We start from the raw sequence: 22,985 nt of genomic DNA, 5'->3' as shown, positions 1-22,985 counted from the left end.
CGGGGCTGTTCCATTGCTTTCGCGAGCACGCTCGCTCCCACAGGGTTAACGGTGTTCTTCAGATTGGGTGTTTTCCAGCACGGTGACGGTCGCTGTGGTGCCCGCACGCAAGCGGTTTTTGCCGGCGTAGTCGCCATCGATTTCGATCCGTACCGGCACCCGCTGCGCGAGTTTTACCCAGGTGTAACTTGGATTGATGTTGGCCAGCAGCCGGCTGCCCGGTGCGTTTTCGCGGTCGGCAATGGCGAAGGCAATGCTTTGCACCGTGCCGCCGAACGTCTCCCCGCTCATCAATTGCACGCGTACCCGATCGCCCTCGCCGATTCGTGGCAGCTTGGTTTCTTCGAAATAACCACTGACGTAGAACGAGTCACTGTCGACCAGCGCCAACAAAGCACCGCCGCTCACCGCATAGTCACCCTCACGGGTCAGGAGGTTGGTCACGTAACCGCTGACTGGGGACTCGACGCGGGTGCGCTGCAAATCCAGTTCGGCCTGGGTCATTGCGGCAATCGCCAACTGCACGTTCGCCTCTGCGAGGCCGAGATTGGCTTGATTGCGCAGCAGATCCGCCTGGGCCACCGCCACATCGGTACTGGACTTCTCCCACTCCTCCCCGGAAATCGCAAAACCCTGCTTGAGCGTACGCCGCCGACGCTCTTCGCTTTGCCGCTGCTTGAGCAAGGCTTCACTGGCAACAATGGCCGCTTGCGACTGCCCCAGCGTTGCCTTCGCCACTTCCACCGAACGCCGCGAGTGCTCTACCGCCAGGCGGTAGCGCGCCGGGTCGATCTCCATCAACAGCTGCCCCTTCTGCACATGCTGGTTGTCCTGCACCGCCAGACTGACAATACGCCCCGACACATCCGCCGACAGCGTCACCACGTCTGCCCTGACCCGGGCATCGCGAGTCCATGGCGCGCGCGTGTAATGTTCCCAGGCAAACCAGCCGAGGACGATCGCCAGCAACACCACTGCCAATGTAATCAATCGCGTGAATAGCACTTTCAAGGCATCAGGCTCCCATCAGCAAAATCAGCGTGGCACACACACAGGCATACAAGGCGCCCTCGAACAGCGCCTCATGCCAGACCAGACGCAACACGCCCAAACGCCGCAATCCCCAGTCCAGCAGCATGAATATCGGGATGGCCAACAATAGCGCCTGAGCAATGGGCGGCAGATAGACACCGCCAATCTCGAAATCAATGGGCAAGGGCTGCTTCTCCTTCCGGAACAGAATGCTGGATGGCGTCACCGTGGCGCTGCAGGAATGACACCACGATCAGCAGGGCCACGCGCATACGAAACAGCGACCACACATGCTCATGGCTGGCGACGTGCAGTTCATCCAGCTCGTCGCCCAATGTGTGTAGCGTGGCCAACAATGGCGCCAGTTGAACGTCCTGCCGCCCGGCGACAAAGCGCCCGGTCTTGCGCACGGCCGAAGCCAGACGCTGATTGAAAGCGTCCGTCAGCAATGCATTGTTGTGTGCCTGCTGCCTCAATTGATGCATCGCTACACCCAGAGCTACGCAAGCCAGACTGATTTCATACAGTTGCTGCATGGGCCGGCTGTTCACCGCCGGCAGCAGGCCGAGCATGCTGGTCAGGCGATCGACCATGCGGCTTTCAAAGGCAAACTGTTGCTCATCGGTCGCGGGGGCTTTGGTCAGCGCATACACCTGCTCGCGCGCTTCGTTATACAAACGGCGAAGGCGCCACGCCGGGCGAAACGGGAAAATCCACGCATAAACGATCAGGGCAAGCATGGCCGCACTGACATAGGCGCCGGCAAATTCGAACCATTGAATCGCGGTGTTCTGCCCGGTACCAACATTCTGCGGACCGAGCATCAGGAAACTCGACAACCCCAGCCCCATGCCGATGCCTGCCGTCGCCGGGCTGGCCAGACCGATCGCGATCACATACAGCAGCGGCGCCAGCAGCATTGCCAGCAGCTCGAAATCACTGATCGCCGGCACCAGCATGAATTGATAGAACGCCGAGACCACCAGCGCCAGCCCCAGGCCACGGGCGTAACTCTGCGCGGCCATCAGCGGGCGCGGGAACGTTGCCATCAGCGAGCAGAGGATTCCCACCAGAATCATCCCGCCCCGCGCGCCGTCCCACGCGGTTTCGATCCAGATCAATCCGGCGACCAGCAGCGCGGTGAACGCACGGATCGCATTCATCGACGCCAGGGTGAAATCCAGATGCAGAGGGCTGACCTGACCGCGATAAAGACAACTGGCCTCACGCCCTTCCTGAATGGCATCGCTCAGTTCAAGGATTTGCTCCAGTTGCTGCAACAGCCGCGCCTGCTCCCAGCGCAGCGCCCAGGCCAGCGAGCGCAAGGTGGCGCTCATGTTTTCAGTCAACTGCTCGGCCTGATACGCCAACGCCTCGAACTGTTGTTGCAGCTTGACGAAGTGCTGGCGTGCGGGTTCGGGCAGCGCTCGCCCCTGCTCCGCCAACTGATCGAGCAGCGCCAGCTCTTCGGCGCGCAAGCGCTGGATGTCCACCGGCAGATCGCCTTCCCAGCGTTCGGTAAGCAGTTCGCGCTGATGACGTAATGCGGTCAACCGAGAGGTCAGCAGCATCAGTTGGTTGCCCAACAGCAGCACCAGATGGCTGGCGCTGCGCAAGCGCGGCGCATCGAAATACAAGTGCCGCCGCAGGCCTTCAAGGGCGCTGATCTCGCCGAGCAGTTGCATTTGCCGGCTCTGAAACTCGGCCTCGCTTTCCTCCGTGCGAAGCACTGCCGCAGCATGGCTGGCGGCCAGTTTGATCACCTGATCGACTTTGGCGAAATACCCCTTGGCCACCGCTTGCGGCCGCGCCGTCAGCAGACTGACCACACATACACACGCCACGGCCAGCAAGGTTTCCGTGACGCGGGTTACCGCCAACAGAAACGTGCCGTCCTGGTCGGGAATTGCCAATAGCGCCACGACCACAGCGGTGTAACCACTGAGCACAAACGCTTGCGAGCTGGTGTAGCGCAGCAACGTGCCGCCGGCCGTGCACAGCGCCAGCCACAGGGCCAGGGTGGTAATGAATGGCAGCGGGGCCTGGGGAAAGATTGCCATGATCACTACTGCCACCGCTGCCCCAAGCGTCGTGCCGATCACCTGGCCGAAACTGCGTGCCAGCGCCATCCCGGCCAGCGGCTGGCTGACAATGACCACCGCCATGATCGACCACTTGGGCTGATCGAGATCGAACAGAAACGCCAGATACAGCGTCAGCAACCCCGCCGCAATGGTTCGCAGGGCAAACAACAGGACGGCCTGACCAGGGTGAATAACGGCCTTGAAGTAATTGAACAGGGCTTGCATGGGCACACTCATCGAAGCGACTTCTGCAAGCGTAGACACTGCAACGAAAGACTGACGGGTAACTGAGTCGACGCAGTTTGTAGGGCGATTCGCATGCAAGAGTTTGACTCATGGCCGAAGCTGACCGAAGCTTGCCGCTCTGCTCAAGAACGCCTGTTTCGGAAACCTGCATGCCTCAGTCTCGCCGCTACTTGCTTATCAGCCTGGGCCTTGTGCTTGTCGTCATTGTCGCTTGGTTGTCCGTGCGCAGCACCGTGCCGGTCATACCCGATGCGATCAAACACGGCTATAGCGAGGCGTTGGATGCCGCGCGCAAGGGTCAACCGGGCGCGGCGCGTCAGCTGTATCAGCAACTGGGCCGTCCGGACATTTCGGTCAAGCGCCGCGTGTGGCTGCATGGCGAGCTGCCCAATTACCCTAGTCCCCAAGCGTTGAAGCTCGCTGATACGGACCTGCAAAACGAATCCCCCGCCGTGCGGCTGGCGGCGATCAAAAGCGTGGTCGGACTGGTGCCGGGCGGGCAACGGAGCCTGTTGCTCGGGCCAATGCTCGAGGATGAGGATCAAACTGTTCGCTTCGCCGCGATCAACGCCCTGCTCGGCTTGACCCCGGATGAGCTGGGGCTGTATTTCGCGCCGCTGCAACAAGCGATCGACGGTTGGGAGCAAACGCTCAAGGCACTGCCGGAAAGCGCTGCCAACTACGCGCAACTGGCCCGACTGCATCTACACAACGCCGAACTCAAAGAGGCACAGGTCGCGCTTGAGAATACCCTGCGCATGGAACCCGGCAATCTGCAGGCGCTGGTGATGCAGATCGATGTCCTCGATCGCCAGGGCCAAACCGATGCCGCCCGCCAATTGCTGGGCCAACAACTCAAGGCACAACCTGACTCGGCTTATCTGCAACATGCCTTGGGCCTTTGGCTGTTGCACCACGATCAGCGCGAATACGCCCTGCTCGGTTTGTCCAAAGCCGTGGAGCTTGAGCCGGACAACAAGGATTATCGCTACGACCTCGCCACCACCCTGCACAGCGCCGAAGAACTGGAAGCGGCGCAGAAGCAGTTGCAGGAAATCGTCCAGCGCCACCCCGCCGACCGCAAGGCGCGGGTCTTGCTGATCAATTACTGGAAGGAAAGCGGACAACTGCAGAATGTGCAGATCCTGCTGGCGCAACTGGAGCAGCTGAACCCGGATGATCCTGAGTTACAGCAAGGCCTCTGAAGTACTTTTGACCGCTCGTTGGATACATCCGGCAAGGAATTTCGGAACTGCCATCACGCCATAGGGTCAAGTTAATCAGGCCGCTCAATTAGTTGGCGGCCTCGCTTCCCTTAGTCATGAGAGGGCATTTTTTGTCTACTTCTAACGAGTTGATCAGTGCGAAAGCCGCTACCGGCATTGTGGGTCTGGATGACATCCTGGCCGGTGGTTTGTCTCGCGGTCATGTTTTTTTGCTGGAGGGTGAACCCGGTACCGGCAAAACCACAGTCGCTTTGCATTTTCTCCTGGCCGGCGCGAAAGCCGGCGAACGCTCGTTGTACATCACGCTCTCGGAAACCGAGCGCGAACTGAGGCAAGGGGCGTCGTCCCACGGCTGGACGCTGGATGACAACATCAAGATCTTCGAGCTGACGCCCCCGGAAAGCCTGCTCAATGCTGAGCACCAACAGAGCCTGCTGTATTCCTCCGACCTGGAACTGGGCGAAGCCACCAAGCAGATTTTCGAAGCGGTCGAACGCTTCAAGCCCACGCGTGTGGTGCTCGACAGCCTGTCGGAGATCCGCTTGCTGGCACAAAGCTCTTTGCGTTATCGCCGGCAGATTCTGGCCATCAAGCATTACTTCGTGCGCTACAACGCCACGGTACTGCTGCTTGACGACTTGACCACCGAATCCCTCGACAAAACCGTGCACAGTGTGGCCCACGGGGTGATCCGCCTCGAAGAGCTGACGCCTAACTACGGCGCCGAGCGGCGACGCGTGCGAGTGGTCAAGTACCGGGGCCAGAAATATCGCGGCGGTTTCCACGACTTCACCATCATGGGCGACGGCGTGCACGTGTTCCCGCGCCTGGTGGCGGCTGAACATCGTGGCGACTATGCGCGTTTGCAACTGTCCAGTGGCATCCCGGAAATGGACGCCCTGCTCGGCGGCGGCATCGAGACCGGCTCCAGCACGCTGATTCTCGGCCCTGCCGGTACCGGTAAATCGCTGATCTCGATGATCTTCGCCGCCGCTGCCGTGCTCCGTGGCGAGAAAGCCGCACTGTTTATCTTCGATGAAGAACTGGGCCTGCTGTTCGAGCGCATGAAAAACATCGGCATCGACCTCAAGGCCCTGCAGGCGACCGGCAATCTGTTGATCGAACAGGTCGACGCCGCCGAACTGTCACCGGGCGAGTTCTCGCACCGCGTGCGCCGCTGTGTCGATGAAGGTCAAATCAAAACCGTGGTTATCGACAGCATCAACGGCTATCAGGCAGCAATGCCGGAAGAAAACGCGCTGGTACTGCACATGCACGAACTGTTGCTCTACCTGAACCGCAAAGGCGCGGCGACTTTCATGACGGTTGCCCAGCATGGTCTGGTCGGCGACATGCAAGCGCCGGTCGACATTACTTATCTGGCTGACACGGTGATTCTGTTGCGCTACTTCGAAGCACTGGGCAAAGTCCGCCGCGCGATCTCGATCATCAAGAAACGCACCGGCAGCCACGAATCGACCATTCGCGAATACCGCATTTCCACGCAAGGCATGACCATCGGCGAACCGCTGGAAGCCTTTCAGGGCGTACTGCGCGGTGTCCCGACCTACCTCGGCGCGAGTAATCCGTTACTGCAGGAAGAGCGCTTGTGACGGTTCAAGTGCCGCTGGCCGAACGGGCGCTGATTCTGGCGCCCGTGGGTCGCGACAGCCAGATTGCGCAGATGATCCTCAACGAGGCGGGTTACAGTGGAGTCGTCACTCCGAGTCTGAGTTCGTTGTGTACGGAACTGGAAATCGGTGCCGGTCTGTTGCTGGTCGCCGCTGAAGCGTTGCGCGGGCCGGAACTGGAAGCGCTGTTCCTGTATCTGCAAGAGCAACCTGCCTGGTCGGATCTGCCGATTGTGCTGTTGACTCATCACGGTGGCCAGGAACAAGGCCCCTCCTCACGCCTCAGCGATCTGCTGGGCAACGTGACGTTCCTTGAGCGACCGTTTCATCCGGCGACGCTGGTCAGTATGGTTTCCGCCGCATTGCGCGGCCGTCGACGACAATACGAAGCCCGCGACCGGCTGATCGATCTGAGTGAAAGCGAACGGCGCCTGCAGTCGACTCTGGAAACCCTTGAGCAACAGGTCGAAGAGCGCACCGCACAACTGCGCCACAACGAAGAAGCGCTGCGCCAGTCGCAGAAAATGGAAGCGGTCGGCCAGCTCACCGGTGGTATCGCCCACGACTTCAACAACATGCTCACTGGCATCATCGGCAGTCTTGAGTTGTTGCGTCGACGTCTGGCCCGTGGTCGCACCGATGACCTCGACAGCCTGATCGATCTGGGCGTGACTTCGGCCAACCGTGCCGCCGGTCTGACCCACCGCTTGCTGGCGTTTTCGCGTCGGCAGTCGCTCGACTCCAAAGCAGTGCAGATGAACGCCCTGGTGCAGTCCATGGGCGAGTTGCTGCAACGCAGCCTCAACGAAAGCATTCAGCTGGACATGCGCCTCAACGACAATCTGTGGGTTGCGGAGGCGGATCCCAATCAGCTGGAAAGCGCCCTGCTCAACCTGGTGATCAATGCCCGCGACGCGATGCCCGACGGCGGCAAACTGGTGGTCGAGACCAGCAACCAGGTGCTCAAGCGCGAATTCACCGAGGCCTACAACAACCTCGAACCCGGTGATTACGTGATGCTCAGCGTCACCGACAACGGCAGTGGCATGCCACAAAGTGTCATCAACCGTGCGTTCGACCCTTTTTTCACCACCAAACCGATCGGCCAGGGCACGGGACTGGGCCTGTCGATGATCTACGGTTTCAGCAAGCAGTCACGCGGCCATGTCTCGATCGACAGCGAGATCGATGAAGGCACCACGGTCAGGCTGTACTTGCCGCGCTTTCGCGGCGAAGAACTGGCCAGCCCCGTCGCCGATATTCCGCAATTGCCGGATGCGCTTGACGGCGAAACCGTGCTGATCGTCGAAGACGACCCGGCCGTGCGCGTGCTGGTCTGCGCGGTACTCGGTGAGTTGGGTTATGCCTTCGTCGAGGCCTGGGATGCGGACAGCGCGGTGCCGATTCTGAACTCGACGCAGCGCATCGATCTGCTGATCAGTGATGTCGGTCTGCCGGGCATGAACGGCCGGCAACTGGCGGAGGTTGGTCGACAATATCGGCCAGGTCTGAAGGTCCTGTTTATCACCGGATACGCCGAGCACGCGGGAGTGCGTGGCGGGTTCCTCGATTCGGGGATGCAGATGATCACCAAACCGTTCACTTTCGACCTGTTGACCGCCAAAGTGCGGGAGATGATCAAAAGCTGATAATACTGAAACTGTAGCTGCCGCAGGCTGCGATCTTTTGATGTTGATCGTTAAAAAAGATCAAAAGATCGTCCGATCGCGGCCCGAGCCTGCGGCAGCTCCTACACAGATATCAGGCGAGCAATTCCTGAATCTTTTCCTGCAACACATCCAGGTCGAACGGCTTTTCCAGGATCGGCGCCTTGCGCGTGATCGGGCTGCCGGTTTCGCGGATTTCCTGCGGATAACCGCTGATGAAAATCACTTTAAGGTCCGGGCGCAGCTTGACGGCCGGCTCGGCGATCTGCACACCGGAGATCCCGCCGGGCAAGCGGAAATCGGTGATCAACATGTCCAGATGTGGCTTGCTCGCAAGAATCTCGAACGCCTGCTCGCCGTTTTCGGCCTGCAACACGCGATACCCCTGCCCTGACAGGTAATCCGTCAGGACCATCAAGATAACCGGTTCGTCCTCGACGACGAGTACTACATCTTGTGCATCTACGCTCATGGGAAGCCTTTGTTCGGTCAATAGCTGCTGATACGACCGTGTGGTCACTCAGAGGTTGCGTCGGATTTGCCGTTTTCCTGGATTGGCAGACAAACGCGAAACAGGGCGCCTTCGTTGATTTCACTCTCGACGACGATGGAGCCGCCATGGGCGGCGACGATCTGCTCGGAAATGAACAGACCCAGCCCGAGCCCGGCCACTACCGTCTTGGCGGAAACCCGTTCGAACTGTTGAAAAATACGCTTCTGGTTGTCCTGGCTGATGCCGATGCCACGGTCCTGCACCTCGATCCGCGCTTCATCACCTTCACAGTAAACCCGCACCTGGATCGGGCTGCGACCGCCGTAACGCAGAGCGTTAGTCAGTAGATTGGTGACTACCTGCTCGATGCGGAACTCGTCCCAATGACCTTCCACCGGTACTGGCGCGGTAAACGACACTTCGGTTTCAGCGGCTTCGATCTGTTGCGCAAAGTTTTGCAGCAGGTTGCTGACCAGTTGCACCAGATCGAAACGACTCGGTCGGATCGACAATTTGCCGGTGCGAATGCGCGACACGTCGAGCATGTCTTCGATCAGGCGGATCAGGCTTTTGATCTGCCGTTCATCGCGGTCGACCATGGCGTGCATCTTGTCGAGGGTGAACGCCGCAGCGTTGTCCCGAGCCAAGTGCATCTTGCGCAACTGGGTTTCGAGGATCAGGCCGTTGAGCGGCGTCCGCACTTCGTGGGCAACGATCGACATGAAGTCATCACGCATGCGCACGGCCTGCTCCAGCTCCAGCTGGGTGTTCTGCAGTTTTTGCAGCAGCGCTTCCTGCTCGCGACGGGCCTGCTCCAGGGCTTCAAGCTGTTGCTTGAGCGCTTTGCTCTGGCGGTACAGATCGACGAAGACATTGACCTTGCTTTTGACCGCATGGATATCCAGCGGTTTGTGCAGAAAGTCCACCGCCCCGCTCTCGTAACCCTTGAACGCATAATTCAGTTCACGGCCGGCGGCGCTGACGAAAATGATCGGGATATTCTTGGTTTTCTCGGTACCACGCATCAACTCGGCGAGTTCGAAGCCATTCATGCCCGGCATCTGCACGTCGAGGATGGCCATGGCGAACTCATGTTGCAGCAACAACGACAGCGCTTCATCCGCCGATAGAGCTTTATAGACGGTACGGTCTTCGCGCTTGATCAGCGCTTCGAGCGCCAGCAGGTTCTCCGGCAGATCGTCGACGATCAGCAGTTTGGCTTGGATATTACTCAGCATGCGATTCGTTCCAGCTCGACAAGCAGACGGCCGATGCCGTGAATGGGTAGGACATGATCCGGCTGCTGAATCTTCAGTGCAGCCAAGGGCATGGTGGCGACTTGCGCGTCTTCGGGGTCCTGGACGATGGTCAAACCGCCGCAACGCTTGACCTCGGCCAACCCGCGCGCGCCATCGTGATTGGCGCCGGTCAGCAGTACAGCGGCCAGGGAAGAACCGTAGGCGTCGGCGGCCGATTCAAACAGATAGTCGATCGATGGCCGTGAATAATGCACGCGCTCCTCCAGGCTCAACGAGAGGCTGCGATCCTGCTCCACCGACAGGTGATAACCCGGCGTGGCGAAATACACGTTGCCGGCAACGATATCCTGTTTGTCGGCAGCCTCGTGCACTGGCATCTCTACACGCCGGGAGAAGACCTCGGCCAATTGGCTGCGGCGCTCTTCGGGCAGGTGCAGGACCACAATGATCGGCAACCTGTAGCCTCGGCGCAGCGGTCCGAGCAGGCTCAGCAGCGCCTCGACGCCACCGGCGGAAGCTCCGACCACTATTACCTCGACGCGAGGTAAATCCACAGCCTCATTCATGTTTTACGGTAGATCCGTTCTTGTTTGACCAGCGCTTCGAACTGATTCGCGTAACCGGAGAAATCCAGCGTTTCCTTGCTGCCCAGCACTAGAAAGCCGCGGTGGCACAGCGATTCATGAAACAGACCAAAGGCGCGGTCCTGAAGTTTCTTGTTGAAGTAAATCAGTACGTTGCGACAGGAAATCAATTGAGTTTCGGAGAACACGCTGTCCGTCGCCAGACTGTGGTCGGCGAAGGTCACGTTCTCACACAGGCTCTTGTCGAAAATCGCGTAACCGTAAGCTGCAGTGTAGTAGTCGGCAAACGAGCGCTGGCCACCAGCCTGCTGATAGTTGGCCGTGTACGCACGAACATTCTCCATTGAGAAAATCCCCTGCTTGGCCTTGTCCAGCGAGCGCGGGTTGATATCGGTGGCATAGATGATCGTGCGATCGAGCAGGCCTTCTTCGCGCAACAGAATCGCCATCGAATAGACCTCCTCGCCCGTGCTGCACCCGGCGATCCAGATCTTGATCGACGGATAAGTGCGCAACAGCGGCACCACTTCCCGGCGAATCGCGAGGAAGTGCGAAGGGTCACGAAACATCTCGCTGACCGGAATCGTCAGCAATTGCAGCAACTGCATGAACGCTGTCGGGTCATGCAGAACCTTTTCCTGCAATGCCGAAATGGTCGCGCACTCGAACTGGCTCAGCGCGTGCTGCACCCGGCGCTTGATCGAAGCGCCGGAGTAATCGCGAAAATCGTAGCTGTACTTGAGGTAGATCGCCTCAATCAACAAGCGCAGTTCGATTTCACTGTTTCGTTCGGCTGGCGTACTGCGTTCCACTAAATGCGTTCCATTTTTGGTAACCACACGCGAATCAGCGAGAACAGGCGATCCAGGTCGATAGGCTTGGCCAGGTAATCATTGGCGCCCGCCTGCAGGCAGCGCTCCTGATCGTCTTTCATGGCCTTGGCCGTCACCGCGATGATCGGCAGTTTGCGCCAGCGCGGATCCTTGCGGATTTCAATGGTGGCTTCAAAACCGTCCATTTCCGGCATCATCACGTCCATCAACACCAGATCGATGTCCTCGACTTCATTGAGTCTTTCAATCGCCTCACGCCCGTTACGGCCAATGACCACGACTGCGCCTTTGGTCTCCAGAGCACTGGTGAGGGCGAAAATGTTGCGCACATCGTCGTCCACCAACAGCACTTTGCGACCCTCGAAGACCTTGTCGCGGCTGCGCGCGGTCTTGAGCATCTTCTGCCGTTCATGGGACAACTGCGATTCGACTTTGTGCAGAAAGAGTGTGACCTCGTCCAGCAAGCGCTCTGGCGAACGTGCGCCCTTGATGATGATCGAGCGCGAATACTTGCGCAGTTCGGCCTCTTCATCGCGGGTCAGGTTGCGCCCGGTGTAGACGATAACCGGCGGGAACGAGCAGATGTCCTCGGTGGACATGCGCTTGAGCAGATCATTGCCGAGCATGTCCGGTAACTTCAGGTCGATGACCATGCAGTCGTAGATCGTGGTGCGCAGCAGCTCCAGCGCGTCCTGCGCGAGGCCGACGGCGGTGATTTCGATGTCTTCGTCGCCGATCAGACGGGCAATGCTTTCGCGCTGCAAATCGTCGTCCTCGACCAACAGCACGCGTTTGACCTTTTGGGTCAGCTTGGCTTCGAGACGGGCGAACACGTCCTTGAGCTCTTCGCGGGTGGTCGGTTTGACCGCATAGCCGATCGCGCCCATGTGCATTGCCGCTTCGACACGGTCCTCGACGGAAATCACATGCACCGGGATGTGCCGGGTTCCAGCGTGTTCCTTCAGGCGTTGCAGCACGGTGAGGCCGGAGTGATCCGGCAGCCGCATGTCGAGCAGGATCGCGTCCGGCACGAACTCTTTGGCGAGGTCGTAACCTTCGTCCGCGCCATGGGCCACCAGGCACTGATAGCCCAGTTCATGCGCCAGATCGTAGAGGATGTGCGCAAAGTTCGGCTCGTCTTCCACTACCAGAATGCAGCGCGTGGCGAATGGCGCCTTGTTGCGGTCATCGGCGAAGCGCGGAATATGCACCGGCGCCAACGGCGAAACAACCGGCGCCAGTGGCGCGCTGGCCACCGCCGCTGGCGGGGTAAAGGTCAACGGTGCGAACGCAACTTCATTGGCCTCGTTGAACTGCTGCGGCAGCAGCAATGTGAACACACTGCCCTGCCCCGGTGTGCTGCTGACGCTGATCGAACCGCCAAGCAAGGTCGCCAGATCCCGCGAAATCGACAGGCCCAGACCGGTGCCACCGTACTTGCGGTTGGTGGTGCCGTCGGCCTGGCGGAAGGCTTCGAAAATGCTCTCCTGCTGGTCGGCAGCGATGCCGATACCCGAATCGCGCACGATGAACGCGACCCGATCATCCGGCTGGCCGGCGATGGTCAGGCTGACCGCGCCCTTCTCGGTGAACTTCACGGCGTTGGACAGCAGGTTCTTGATCACCTGCTCCAGCCGCTGACGGTCAGTGTAGAGCATGCCCGGTGCGCCAGGTTGCACATCGACGCTGAAGGTCAGCTGTTTGTCCGCCGCCAAAGGTTCGAACACGCTGCGCAGGCCATCGGCCAGACGCGCCACGCTGGTGTTCTCCGGAATCACTTCGAGCTTGCCCGCCTCGACCTTGGAGATGTCCAGAATGTCGTTGATCAGGTTGAGCAGATCGTTGCCGGCGGAGTAGATCGACTCGGCAAACTTGACCTGTTCGGCGCTGAGGTTGTCCTGTGGGTTCTCCGCGAGCAACTTGGCCAGAATCAACGAACTGTTCAGCGGCGTGCGCAGTTCGTGGGACATGTTGGCAAGGAATTCGGACTTGTACTTGCTCGAGCGTTGAAGCTCTTCGGCGCGCTCTTCGAGTTGTACCTGAGCCTGATTGAGTTCGGTGTTTTTCAGATCCATGGCGTCGCGTTGTTCGGCCAGCGTCTGCGCCTGTTCGGCAAGTTGCTCGTTGGTCTGTTCCAGTTCGACTTGCTGGGTTTCCAGATGCGCCTGGGATTCCTTGAGAATCCGCGACTGCTCTTCCAGTTCTTCGTTGGCGGTTTTCAACTCTTCCTGCTGCACCTGCAACTCTTCGTTGAGTTGCTGGGTTTCCGCCAGCACTTCCTGCAAACGCTGACGGTAGCGCGCGGCTTCGATGGAGGTGCCGATATTGCCGGCAATCAGTTCCAGCAGTTCGATATCGCGATCCGAGAGCGGACGCAGGAAACCCAGTTCGATCACGCCATTGACGCGGTCGTCATCACTGGTCGGCACCACCAGCACACTATGCGGCAAGCCCTCGCCCAGCCCGGAGCTAACTTTGAAGTAGTCCGACGGTACCGAATCCAGACGGATCAACCGCGCCTGCTGCGCCACTTGGCCAACAATGCCTTCGCCGCTGTAGATCGACTGATCTTGTTCTTCCTGCTCGCGGGAGAAACCGTAAGTGGCCACACGCTTGAGGCCGCCGTGTTCTTCACGCACATACAGTGCGGCCACGGCGGTGCCGAGGTATTGCGCGCAGAATTGCAGAATATTGCGCCCCAGCAAATTCAGTGTCAGTTGCCCCAGCACCTGCTCGGCCAGTTCGGTCTGACCATTGCGCAACCACGCCTGCTGCTCCAGACGTTCGGCACTGGCTTGTTGGGCGGCAAGGTTGGCGCTGTAGTTGGTCGACAGGTTGACCAGATCACGCCGGCCGATATAGGCCAGCAAGCCACTGATACCGGCAATGAACACCAGATAGAGGCTGATGCTCCAGATCGTGGTGCGGCGCACGTCTTCATTACGCGTGGTGCGCAGGACCTGTTCGGTCTCGATAACGTCTTCGAATTGCTTGCGGATCTCGTCCGTCAGGCGTTTGCCGCGTCCGGCCTTGACCGCGCCCCGGTAATCGCCACTGGAGCGCTGCAGATCGATCATCGACTGGGCGTAATTGGACCACTCAACCTGCAAAGCTTGCAGACGGCGCAGACGATCGGTTTGCACCGGGTTGTCGGCAGTCAATTCGAGCAAGGTATTGAGCGCCACCGCGATGCGCGGCTTGGCCGTTTCGTACGGATCGAGGAAATGCTCGTCGCCGCTGAGCAGGAAACCACGCATGCCGGTTTCAAGGTCCACGGTCAGCTTCACCGCTTCGTTGGCGTTATTGATCACCCGGTCGGTGTGCTCCACCCACTGGATTACCGACAGCAGATAAGTGATCAGCGACACGAAGAACACGGCACTGAGCACACCGACGCCCAAAGGCAGACTGATGTTGCGACTCAGGAGTTTGCGAAACCGTTGCTCATCAACCGTAGACGGAGAGGACATGGGGCAGCCTTGTCGAACTGTTGAAAAACCGGCAGTTTGCCCCAAAACGACGGCGTGGATCCATTTTTCTCACACGTTTCGCCGCAAATTCCTACATGCACCAGCACCTTTACAGCCTTGAACAGTTATCCTTGCGCCCCCGTCTGCGGCTATGCTTTTTTTGTCTCGGGCAGGGAACTTGTGGCACTGCGCCACTTACTGATGAAAGAGCCCGGCACTTTTGATCGACCGGCGACCCTGAACTGACTTTCGAGAGCCTTAATATGTCTAACCCCGCCCCCACCATCCTTGTCGTAGAAGACGACAACATCGTGCGCATGCTGATCGTCGATGTGCTGGAGGAGTTGGAGTTCAAGGTGCTCGAAGCAGATGGGAGCGAACAGGCTCTGGAGGTTCTCCAGGACGCCACCAAAGAGGTTGACCTGATGATGACCGATGTCGGTTTGCCTGGCATGGATGGCCGCGAACTGGCAGACGAAGCACGGAAACTGCGCCCCGCCCTGCCGATTCTGTTTGCCAGTGGTTATGCCGAAAACATTGACGCCCCTGCTGACATGCATGTTATCGGCAAGCCATTTTCCATCGATCAATTACGCGACAAAGTCAAAAGCATTCTTCAATAGGTACATCAAGCGTATCGCTCACGGAATAGCTTTGTGCGACTTCTGCATATTGATATTTGCTTACCTCAGCCGTTGCCAGTGCCCCCGCAACACTCGTTTTTGTCGAGCCCATGGATGCCAGTCCGGCGCACGATTGCCATTTTTTCATCGGCAAAATGCTTTACCGCGAACTGGCAGAGGTTTCCTGAGGTGTCAGTTTCTCGCGTTCAAGCGATCTCGTTTAGCGTTCTGCCGCTCCCGGAAGGCACTGATATCACTGCTATCAACCTTCCCTGTCGCAGGTCGCATGCCCTCCGACGCAGACTGAGCCGCCATCACAAGCGCTTCCTGCGCGTTCAGCGCTTCGTTGCCGAAATCGACGGGTGACAACAACTCTCCGTCAGCAAATGGCTGACGTAATTTGTTGCCCACATCCCGGCCCGCTCCCGCCAGCGGGTTGATTTCACTCGCCGCAATGGCCCGATTGATCGCTTTGGGATTGGCGATGAAGTTGCCGGCCGGGTCATAGGCGCCCAGAATCAGACCCGGTGGTAGGTCAACGCCATAATTGATCTCCAGCGGTGGCAGGGTTTTCAAGCCTGAGTTGGGGCGAAAAGCCAGTTCGGTGTTGGCGTATAAATGAAAGCCTTCCACTTGCCGTGCGTCGATGAAATAGGTAAATCCACCTTTCTGTCCCCCATAGACAAAGGCTCCCGCCCCGTCCTTTTTATAGAATGCCGAGGTGGAAATACCCGCGCCATCAGGACTGAGTGCGTCATGAGCGCCGCCATATCCCCCCTTCAAACCGTTGATCTGATCGAGGTGCTTGATCGGTGCGCGCTGGGTAAACCCCTTCTGAAAGATGAGTGAAGGGTCTCGCATGTCTCCCCGAAAGACGAACCCCTGATAAACAAAGCCCTTTTCGGGACCGGACAAGCGGATGACCCGCGTCTCCGTTGCCAGCTTTTGCGCTACGTTCGGGCCGCCTGACAACTCGGCGAGATAACCGGCAACTAGCAAGCCTTTGGCTGCGTCTGGAATCTCTTTTCCTGTCGTGCTCGCCAACTGTTGACGCAGCCGTGTCGCCGAGCGGCGAAAGACCGAAGGCCGATTGCTGTTTTTGAGCGCCTGGAGCACCCGGCGCCCCACGTCTCTCTTGAGCGCAAGCGACAATGTCTTGCCGATCAGCCTTTCGGCTATCGGGCCTGCAAGTTCGGCCAGCAAACCGATCGCGGCGTTGATCCGCAACCGCTCGGTCTCGGAAGGATCATCCGATATCTCTGCACGAATCAAATCGGTCGCGGAAGCCCCGAGTCCCAGGAGAAAAGGAATCAGCATGCGAATCGGAGCAGACGCGAATGCCGCCGTTCCGCCGTAAGGCAACGAGGCGGCAAACGCAACACATTGCAGGAGATAACCGGCCGCCTCCAATGCAAAATCGGTCCAGCGTTCGGCTTCCGTTGAAACGAGCGTATCGATGTCGGCAAGTGCCCGCGCGATTTGACGATCGAACAAATCCTGACCGATATCCGAACTGGATCGAAATACCAATTCCCGATAGTTGGCACGGGTGACGAACACGGGAAATTCTGCGCCGCGATATTTGAAATCACGAACATACGGTTTCTGTTGATCGCGTAACGGCACGCGCTTGAGCAGGCGCTTCTGGAAGTCTTGGTTATTTTCAACAAAACGCCCACGGGCATCATGTCCGGCGGGAAACTCGAAGGCCGCACTGTCTTCCCCCAGGAAAAACACCAGGCCACGGTCCAGATTGCTTCGTCCGATAAAAACAGCGTTATCTACATTCAAATCAGGATCGCTGTGCAAGTTAAGCAAGCGTGGTGGAATCATGCCTTTGAGATACTCGAAAGCGATGACTTGATCATCCAGGGAGCGATCACCACTCTTGATGAATTCCACGACCAACTTGTTCAGCTCTGTTTTTTTCAATAAGCGGCCAAATGCGCTAACCGCAGGCGATCGCAAGTTATCTTTTACATACTGTTTAAAGTCCTCTTGATAATCCGCATCATTGAACACCTCCCTGAGTTTCTGCGGATAATAGGAAGGCCACTGTATGGTCACTCCATAGAGTCCTTTGAGAACACGCACGTGATAGTCAGTGCAGATTTCTGCGAGAGTGAATGCTTTTTCTTTCCAGACAACCGCTTTTTTCTCTCCTTGGAGCGAGTCGCTGCGCTTAGGCGCTTCCAACTCGTAATACTTAACGCTGACAGCGGAATCATGCTGAATACGCTTGCGAACATCGTCTTCAATGACAATTTCCAATACAGTTTCATCAATACGCTCGCGAATGAAATGAGCAGGATCAAAACTCACCTCATCCATAACTGCGGCACACCCTTGCAGTATCTCCTGAGCCAGCTCTTTTACATTGACGCCTTCCACGACATCCCCTGACGACAAGACCGAACTGGCGTTTCTCGCCCTCGACAATACTGGCGTCTCATCGGCATCTGCCAAAGGGTCCAGCAACCACAGTAACGATTCTTCGGAGCCGGCATAAAGCCCGGATAGTTGATTGTTCATATAGTCTCCTGCGCACAGTACTAAAACGCGGACCGCATCTTTCAACGACTGTGGCGCAAGCGAAACTATCAATACTGCCGCACACTTATAAAGCTAATAACCATTAGCAAATCTTGCACAACAATTACATTAATCAATAGCAGAACAACCCTCTCACCTGCATTTTTACCGTAAAGCCCAAGCATATTGATAACAGTGTTAAATACCGCCCCTGCCATGGTTTAATTGCGCCTTCATCGCATCCCTCGTTTGCTGCACAGGAAAAACTCGCATGATTCAGCCTCCCGCCACCAAAGTCCTGGTCATCGGATACGTCTGGCCAGAACCGCGCTCCTCAGCGGCGAGCGGGCACGTCATGCAGATCCTCGAAACCTTCCTGCAACAAGGCTGGGACATTACCTTCAGCAGCCCGGCCGGACCCGGTGAGCACAAAGCAGATCTTGGTGCACTCGGCATCCGCGAAGTGGCCATCGAACTCAACAACAGCAGCTTTGACCACTTCATCAGTGAACTGGCGCCGGACATTGTGTTGTTTGACCAGTTCATGATGGAAGAACAGTTCGGCTGGCGGGTTGAAAAACAATGCCCTCAGGCACTGCGCGTGCTGGAAACTTCCGATCTGCAAAGTCTGCGGCATGCGCGCCACCAACGGCTCAAGACTCGCCTCAAGGTCAATCCGGACCAGAATGATTTCAGTGATGTATTTGCCCCGGCCCTGCGCGACGAGTTCGAGCTGATGGCCGAGACCGATCTGGCCAGACGCGAAATTGCCGCGTTGTATCGTTGCGATCTGAACCTGATGATCTCCGAAGTGGAAATCGAACTGCTGATCGAGCAGTTCGGCTTGCCTCGGCAATTGCTGCACTGGTGCCCGCTGATGATCGACCCGCCGACGGCCGAGCCGGCAGCATTTGCAGATCGGGCGAACTTCTTGAGCATCGGCAACTTCCGCCATGCGCCCAACTGGGATGCTGTGCTGTGGATGAAGAGCACCATCTGGCCGCTGATTCGCCAACAGTTGCCCCAGGCCCAATTGCACATCTACGGCGCCTACACGCCGCCCAAAGCCACGGCGCTGCATAACGCCAGTGAAGGCTTCCACATCATGAACTGGGCCGAAGATGCGTTGCAGGTGATGTCTGCTGCGCGGGTGTGCCTGGCGCCTTTACGCTTTGGTGCCGGGATCAAGGGCAAACTGGTCGACGCCATGCTGTGCGGTACACCCAGCGTCACGACGCCGGTTGGTGCTGAGGCAATGCAGGGTGATCACACTTGGCCCGGTTCCATTTCAAACAGCGCAATCGAGCTGGCCAACACTGCCGTGGCGCTTTACAAGGACGAGGCGCGTTGGCAAGAAGCTTGTCTGGCGGGAACCCAGCTACTCACCGAGCGCTACCAACAAGCAATACACGGACCGGCACTTATTGAGAAACTTCGTCACTGCCAACAGCACTTGCAAACACTCAGAAACAACAACTTCACCGGCAGCATGCTGCGCCATCACGCGCACAAAAGCACTCAATATATGGCGCAATGGATTGAAGCAAAAAACCGCAACACCACAGCAAACCAAGACTTAAACCGGGCCTCTACATAACTTGCATTCAAACAGCGATTGGCCAAATACAAACTTGACTCTATAACGATCCTGCGCGCACTCATATAACTTTAAATCACTATCCACGCAGGATATACACCATGAACTTTCATGATTTCCAACCCCATCAATGGATGGTCAACACACCACAGATTGATAACTTGTCTCTCAATGAGTTGACCTTACCGGGCACACACAATGCAGGCTGCGACCTGGAAGCCTCCTACGCTCTGCTCCCCGGGAGCCTCTGGCTGGCATGCCAGGACATCCCCTTTTATGCGCAACTCAATCGCGGCTCCCGGGCACTTGATGTGCGCCTGCTGTACGACGCTCAGGCACAGGGGCTTGAGAGATTTCGCTTCCAGCACAACGGCTTTACATCTTCGCGCCATCTCGGCGATCTGATCCGCGACGTCAAGGCATTTCTTGAGCGCAGCTTCGATGAGTTCATCATTCTTGACTTCCACGAATTGGCTAATGGCAACGCGCAATTCAACCACGCTGAATTCAAACAGTTGATGCTCGAGCATTTTGGCCAACACATGATTCCTGCCGAAAACCGCCACCTGACACTAGGCCAACTTAAACAAGTCAGCCGACTACAGCGGGTCCTGGTTGCCGCGCCGATGACATGGGAAACCCGAGACAGCCGGTTCCAGGCACAAATCAATCATAAATGGATCAACCAGACCCTGGTGACCACCCACCAGTTGCACGGCTATATAAAAGAAGTCATGGGCACTTCCATCAGCCACTTGCGTCCTTGGTCTCTGAGCGCAACTTGTTATATCGCCAGCGGCCCTTTGCGCATTCTCAATAATCTGGACAACTGGTTTGATCCCGCAAAGTCAGACTGGGCAAAAAAGTGCAATATCATTAACTTCGACTTCATTAAAAACTCGAAAGTGGTGTTTTTTTGCCAACAGGCCAATGTGGAGAAAGCCATCGAGAAGTCCAGAATGCCCCTCCACCAACAGCCGGCTTGAACGAGGCTGGCGCACCACACGGCAAACGAGGCATGATCGCCTGGCGATCATGAAAAAGTACTTAGGCCATGACCCGAACCGCCCGCGTGACCGACCCCTCGTACGAGTTGATGGATGACCATAACGGGTTGTCCATCATCTACCGCCAGCACGGTTTTCCGTGCCCACTGGTGCGCTGGCATTTCCACAAGGAATACGAACTGCACTTGATCGTGGCCAGCTCAGGCAAGGTGTTCATCGGCGACTACATCGGCAACTTTTACCCCGAAACCCTGTTTCTCACCGGCCCCAACCTGCCGCATAACTGGATCAGTCAGGTGGCCGAAGACGAGGTCGTGGAGAAGCGTGACATGCTGGTGAACTTCACCGACGAGTTATTCGAGAGTGGCCACCAGGTGTTTGCCGAACTGAAAACCCTGGCGCCCCTGCTGGAGCGCGCGCAGTACGGCATCGAATTTCGCTGCAAGCGCACCATTCGCCAGGCCATGACGCTGATGCAGCGTATCGCCGACAGCAAGGGCATCACCCGCCTCGGGCACTTCTTCATCCTGATGGAGTTGCTCGCGGCGAGCGATGATTTCCAATTGCTGTCCGGTGCGACCACGCCGCAACTGGCCGATGAACACAATATCGACCGCACTAACCGCGCGGTCGATTACATCTTCAGCCACTACGCCCGCGACATTTCGCTGGAAGAAGTCGCCGAGCATCTGGGCATGACGCCGACCTATTTCAGTCGCGTATTCAAACAGGCCACCGGGCGCAATTTCATCGAGTTCGTCAATCGGCTGCGTATCAGCAAGTCTTGCGAATTGCTGGCTGATGGCGACAAACCGGTGACCGAAGTGTGTTTCGAGTCCGGATTCAACAACATTTCCAACTTCAATCGGCGCTTTCAGCAGCTCAAGGGTATGACGCCCTCGCATTACCGACGGCTCGCCGTGCAGCGTCTGACTGAACAAAACCATCACTGACAAAACAACTTTCCCCTGTAGGAGTGAGCCTGCTCGCGATAGCGGTGTATCAGCTAACAAAATTGCAAGCTGACACGACGCCATCGCGAGCAGGCTCACTCCTACAGATGCTATGTGGCGTCCTGAAACCTGTACGCATTCGATAGCGCCCCCTCGCTGAAAAGCCCTGCCCTGCGTTCGCCCCACAAATGCCCAGTGCAAAAAAGTATCGATAAAAGTGCTAGGGATGATTTGTCAGCCCCGCGATTGAAGGCTGTAATCAGCGCACATTCTTCCTGCACAGGAAGACACAAAAACAATAACTGTCCTTCTGTAACCCTCCGGGTGCAGAAAAGGAGTGCACGATGCAACCGACTGCAAAAGCTCTGCTTGCCCTCACCTGCATGACCCTCAGCAGCGTCAGCCTTGGCGCCCAGACCCTGACCATCGCCACCGTCAACAACAGCGACATGATCCGCATGCAAAAGCTCTCGAAAACCTTCGAGACCGAGCATCCGGACATCAAGCTCAACTGGGTGGTGCTCGAAGAAAACGTCCTGCGCCAACGCCTGACCACCGACATCGCCACTCAGGGTGGCCAGTTCGACGTGTTGACCATCGGCATGTACGAAGCGGCACTGTGGGGCGCCAAAGGCTGGCTCGAGCCGATGAAGGATCTGCCGGCCAGTTACGCCCTCGACGATGTGTTCCCGTCGGTGCGTGAAGGCCTGTCGGTCAAGGGTTCGCTGTACGCCCTGCCGTTCTACGCGGAAAGCTCGATCACCTATTACCGCACCGACCTGTTCAAGGATGCCGGCCTGACCATGCCCGAGCGTCCGACCTGGGAAGAGATTGCCGGTTTCGCCGAAAAGCTCACGAAAAAGGACAAGGAACAGTACGGCATCTGCCTTCGCGGCAAGGCCGGCTGGGGCGAGAACATGGCGCTGATCACCACCGTCGCCAACGCCTATGGCGCGCGCTGGTTCGATGAGAAATGGCAGCCTGAATTTACCGGGCCGGAATGGAAAAACGCGCTGAATTTCTACGTCGACACCATGAAGAAATCCGGCCCGCCGGGCGCTTCCAGCAACGGTTTCAACGAAAACCTCGCACTGTTCAACAGCGGCAAATGCGCGATCTGGGTCGATGCCAGCGTCGCCGGCTCGTTCGTCACCGACAAGACCCAGAGCAAGGTTGCCGATCATGTCGGCTTCACCTTCGCCCCGCATCAAGTGACTGACAAAGGCTCGGCCTGGCTGTACTCGTGGGCGCTGGCGATTCCGACCAGTTCCAAAGCCAAAGACGCCGCGAAAGAGTTCAGCGCCTGGGCGACCTCCAAAGAGTACGGCGAGTTGGTGGCCAAAACTGACGGCATCGCCAACGTACCGCCAGGCACCCGCGCCTCGACCTACAGCGATGCCTACATGAGCGCAGCGCCGTTTGCCAAGGTCACGCTGGAATCGCTGAAAGCGGCTGATCCGAGCAAGCCAACGCTGAAACCGGTGCCGTACATCGGCATTCAACTGGTGACCATTCCAGAGTTCCAGGCGGTGGGCACCCAGGTCGGCAAGCTGTTCTCGGCGGCGTTGATAGGTCAGACCACAGTGGATCAAGCCTTGGCTGCTGCGCAGCAAACCACTGAACGCGAGATGAAGCGCGCCGGTTATCCCAAGTAACCCGCAAAGCTCGCTCCTGCCTTTTGTAGGAGTGAGCCTGCTCGCGATGGCGGTTTTCAATCTGAAACAGACGGTGACTGACACACCGCCATC

At 57.8% G+C, this 22,985-nt stretch carries 17 protein-coding genes; 8 read left to right on the top strand and 9 right to left on the bottom strand.

Annotation, left to right across the window (positions count from 1 at the left end; all coding sequences use genetic code 11):
• Window positions 1–45 precede the first annotated feature (45 nt).
• Genes BMY54_RS09380 through BMY54_RS09370 form a run of 3 tightly spaced genes read right to left on the bottom strand, consistent with a single transcriptional unit; the run spans window position 46 to window position 3,341 of the window.
• Window positions 46–1,011 (bottom strand): HlyD family secretion protein, encoded by a 966-nt coding sequence (locus tag BMY54_RS09380; protein WP_093431281.1) that lies wholly within the window; start codon window positions 1,009–1,011, stop codon window positions 46–48.
• Window positions 1,012–1,015: 4 nt separating this feature from the next.
• A complete protein-coding gene (locus BMY54_RS09375) occupies window positions 1,016–1,216 on the bottom strand; it encodes a DUF1656 domain-containing protein (protein WP_007914938.1) in 201 nt (66 codons plus the stop codon).
• On the bottom strand, window positions 1,206–3,341 hold the full coding sequence (locus BMY54_RS09370; protein WP_093431278.1) for an FUSC family protein: 2,136 nt from the start codon (window positions 3,339–3,341) through the stop codon (window positions 1,206–1,208). Before BMY54_RS09370 ends, BMY54_RS09375 begins: the two co-directional genes overlap by 11 nt.
• Window positions 3,342–3,511: 170 nt before the next feature.
• Here BMY54_RS09370 and BMY54_RS09365 point away from each other — a divergent pair, with 170 nt between their 5' ends.
• From BMY54_RS09365 to BMY54_RS09355, 3 genes are all read left to right on the top strand, one after another.
• On the top strand, window positions 3,512–4,567 hold the full coding sequence (locus BMY54_RS09365) for a tetratricopeptide repeat protein (RefSeq protein ID WP_093431275.1): 1,056 nt from the start codon (window positions 3,512–3,514) through the stop codon (window positions 4,565–4,567).
• Window positions 4,568–4,698: 131 nt separating this feature from the next.
• Window positions 4,699–6,201 carry an ATPase domain-containing protein gene (locus tag BMY54_RS09360; RefSeq protein ID WP_093431272.1) on the top strand — a complete coding sequence of 501 codons (1,503 nt, stop codon included), beginning with the start codon at window positions 4,699–4,701 and terminating at the stop codon, window positions 6,199–6,201.
• The gene (locus BMY54_RS09355; RefSeq protein WP_093431269.1) at window positions 6,198–7,868 is read left to right on the top strand and encodes an ATP-binding protein; all 1,671 of its coding nucleotides are present in this window, start codon (window positions 6,198–6,200) and stop codon (window positions 7,866–7,868) included. Before BMY54_RS09360 ends, BMY54_RS09355 begins: the two co-directional genes overlap by 4 nt.
• Window positions 7,869–7,980: 112 nt before the next feature.
• Here the strand turns inward: BMY54_RS09355 and BMY54_RS09350 are convergent, their stop codons facing one another.
• From BMY54_RS09350 to BMY54_RS09330, 5 genes are read right to left on the bottom strand one after another with little or no spacing between them, the layout of a single operon-like run.
• The gene (locus tag BMY54_RS09350) at window positions 7,981–8,358 is read right to left on the bottom strand and encodes a response regulator (RefSeq protein ID WP_003225116.1); all 378 of its coding nucleotides are present in this window, start codon (window positions 8,356–8,358) and stop codon (window positions 7,981–7,983) included.
• A gap of 44 nt (window positions 8,359–8,402) precedes the next feature.
• The gene (locus tag BMY54_RS09345) at window positions 8,403–9,617 is read right to left on the bottom strand and encodes a hybrid sensor histidine kinase/response regulator (protein WP_093431264.1); all 1,215 of its coding nucleotides are present in this window, start codon (window positions 9,615–9,617) and stop codon (window positions 8,403–8,405) included.
• Window positions 9,611–10,204: a chemotaxis protein CheB gene (locus BMY54_RS09340; protein ID WP_093431260.1), complete on the bottom strand. Its 594-nt coding sequence runs from the start codon at window positions 10,202–10,204 to the stop codon at window positions 9,611–9,613. Before BMY54_RS09340 ends, BMY54_RS09345 begins: the two co-directional genes overlap by 7 nt.
• Window positions 10,201–11,034 (bottom strand): CheR family methyltransferase, encoded by an 834-nt coding sequence (locus BMY54_RS09335; protein WP_093431257.1) that lies wholly within the window; start codon window positions 11,032–11,034, stop codon window positions 10,201–10,203. Before BMY54_RS09335 ends, BMY54_RS09340 begins: the two co-directional genes overlap by 4 nt.
• The gene (locus BMY54_RS09330; protein WP_093431254.1) at window positions 11,034–14,525 is read right to left on the bottom strand and encodes a response regulator; all 3,492 of its coding nucleotides are present in this window, start codon (window positions 14,523–14,525) and stop codon (window positions 11,034–11,036) included. Before BMY54_RS09330 ends, BMY54_RS09335 begins: the two co-directional genes overlap by 1 nt.
• Window positions 14,526–14,788: 263 nt before the next feature.
• Between BMY54_RS09330 and BMY54_RS09325 the strand changes: the two genes are divergently transcribed.
• On the top strand, window positions 14,789–15,148 hold the full coding sequence (locus tag BMY54_RS09325; protein WP_093431251.1) for a response regulator: 360 nt from the start codon (window positions 14,789–14,791) through the stop codon (window positions 15,146–15,148).
• 192 nt (window positions 15,149–15,340) lie between these two features.
• Here the strand turns inward: BMY54_RS09325 and BMY54_RS09320 are convergent, their stop codons facing one another.
• Window positions 15,341–17,680 (bottom strand): hypothetical protein, encoded by a 2,340-nt coding sequence (locus BMY54_RS09320; protein WP_093431248.1) that lies wholly within the window; start codon window positions 17,678–17,680, stop codon window positions 15,341–15,343.
• A gap of 271 nt (window positions 17,681–17,951) precedes the next feature.
• Here BMY54_RS09320 and BMY54_RS09315 point away from each other — a divergent pair, with 271 nt between their 5' ends.
• From BMY54_RS09315 to BMY54_RS09300, 4 genes are all read left to right on the top strand, one after another.
• Window positions 17,952–19,277 carry a glycosyltransferase gene (locus BMY54_RS09315; RefSeq protein ID WP_093431245.1) on the top strand — a complete coding sequence of 442 codons (1,326 nt, stop codon included), beginning with the start codon at window positions 17,952–17,954 and terminating at the stop codon, window positions 19,275–19,277.
• 101 nt (window positions 19,278–19,378) lie between these two features.
• Complete coding sequence (locus BMY54_RS09310; protein ID WP_093431242.1) at window positions 19,379–20,263, top strand: phosphatidylinositol-specific phospholipase C domain-containing protein; 885 nt, start codon at window positions 19,379–19,381, stop codon at window positions 20,261–20,263.
• Between the two features lie 68 nt (window positions 20,264–20,331).
• On the top strand, window positions 20,332–21,237 hold the full coding sequence (locus BMY54_RS09305; RefSeq protein ID WP_077573033.1) for an AraC family transcriptional regulator: 906 nt from the start codon (window positions 20,332–20,334) through the stop codon (window positions 21,235–21,237).
• 344 nt (window positions 21,238–21,581) lie between these two features.
• Window positions 21,582–22,892 carry an ABC transporter substrate-binding protein gene (locus BMY54_RS09300; protein ID WP_093431239.1) on the top strand — a complete coding sequence of 437 codons (1,311 nt, stop codon included), beginning with the start codon at window positions 21,582–21,584 and terminating at the stop codon, window positions 22,890–22,892.
• The last annotated feature ends 93 nt before the right edge of the window (window positions 22,893–22,985 follow it).

Origin of the sequence: Pseudomonas sp. ok266 (genome assembly GCF_900110195.1) — a bacterium.
GTDB lineage: Bacteria > Pseudomonadota > Gammaproteobacteria > Pseudomonadales > Pseudomonadaceae > Aquipseudomonas > Aquipseudomonas neuropathica.
The sequence above is the reverse complement of the archived record's forward strand: the minus strand, read 5'-3'. Positions and strand labels throughout refer to the sequence as shown.

Excerpts from the sequence above, each read along its gene's own strand:
- BMY54_RS09370 (WP_093431278.1), bottom strand. The coding sequence starts at position 3,341 with ATGCAAGCCCTGTTCAATTACTTCAAGGCCGTTATTCACCCTGGTCAG.
- BMY54_RS09365 (WP_093431275.1), top strand. The coding sequence starts at position 3,512 with ATGCCTCAGTCTCGCCGCTACTTGCTTATCAGCCTGGGCCTTGTGCTT.
- BMY54_RS09350 (WP_003225116.1), bottom strand. The coding sequence starts at position 8,358 with ATGAGCGTAGATGCACAAGATGTAGTACTCGTCGTCGAGGACGAACCG.
- BMY54_RS09345 (WP_093431264.1), bottom strand. The coding sequence starts at position 9,617 with ATGCTGAGTAATATCCAAGCCAAACTGCTGATCGTCGACGATCTGCCG.
- BMY54_RS09340 (WP_093431260.1), bottom strand. The coding sequence starts at position 10,204 with ATGAATGAGGCTGTGGATTTACCTCGCGTCGAGGTAATAGTGGTCGGA.
- BMY54_RS09330 (WP_093431254.1), bottom strand. The coding sequence starts at position 14,525 with ATGTCCTCTCCGTCTACGGTTGATGAGCAACGGTTTCGCAAACTCCTG.
- BMY54_RS09325 (WP_093431251.1), top strand. The coding sequence starts at position 14,789 with ATGTCTAACCCCGCCCCCACCATCCTTGTCGTAGAAGACGACAACATC.
- BMY54_RS09320 (WP_093431248.1), bottom strand. The coding sequence starts at position 17,680 with ATGAACAATCAACTATCCGGGCTTTATGCCGGCTCCGAAGAATCGTTA.
- BMY54_RS09315 (WP_093431245.1), top strand. The coding sequence starts at position 17,952 with ATGATTCAGCCTCCCGCCACCAAAGTCCTGGTCATCGGATACGTCTGG.
- BMY54_RS09310 (WP_093431242.1), top strand. The coding sequence starts at position 19,379 with ATGAACTTTCATGATTTCCAACCCCATCAATGGATGGTCAACACACCA.
- BMY54_RS09305 (WP_077573033.1), top strand. The coding sequence starts at position 20,332 with ATGACCCGAACCGCCCGCGTGACCGACCCCTCGTACGAGTTGATGGAT.
- BMY54_RS09300 (WP_093431239.1), top strand. The coding sequence starts at position 21,582 with ATGCAACCGACTGCAAAAGCTCTGCTTGCCCTCACCTGCATGACCCTC.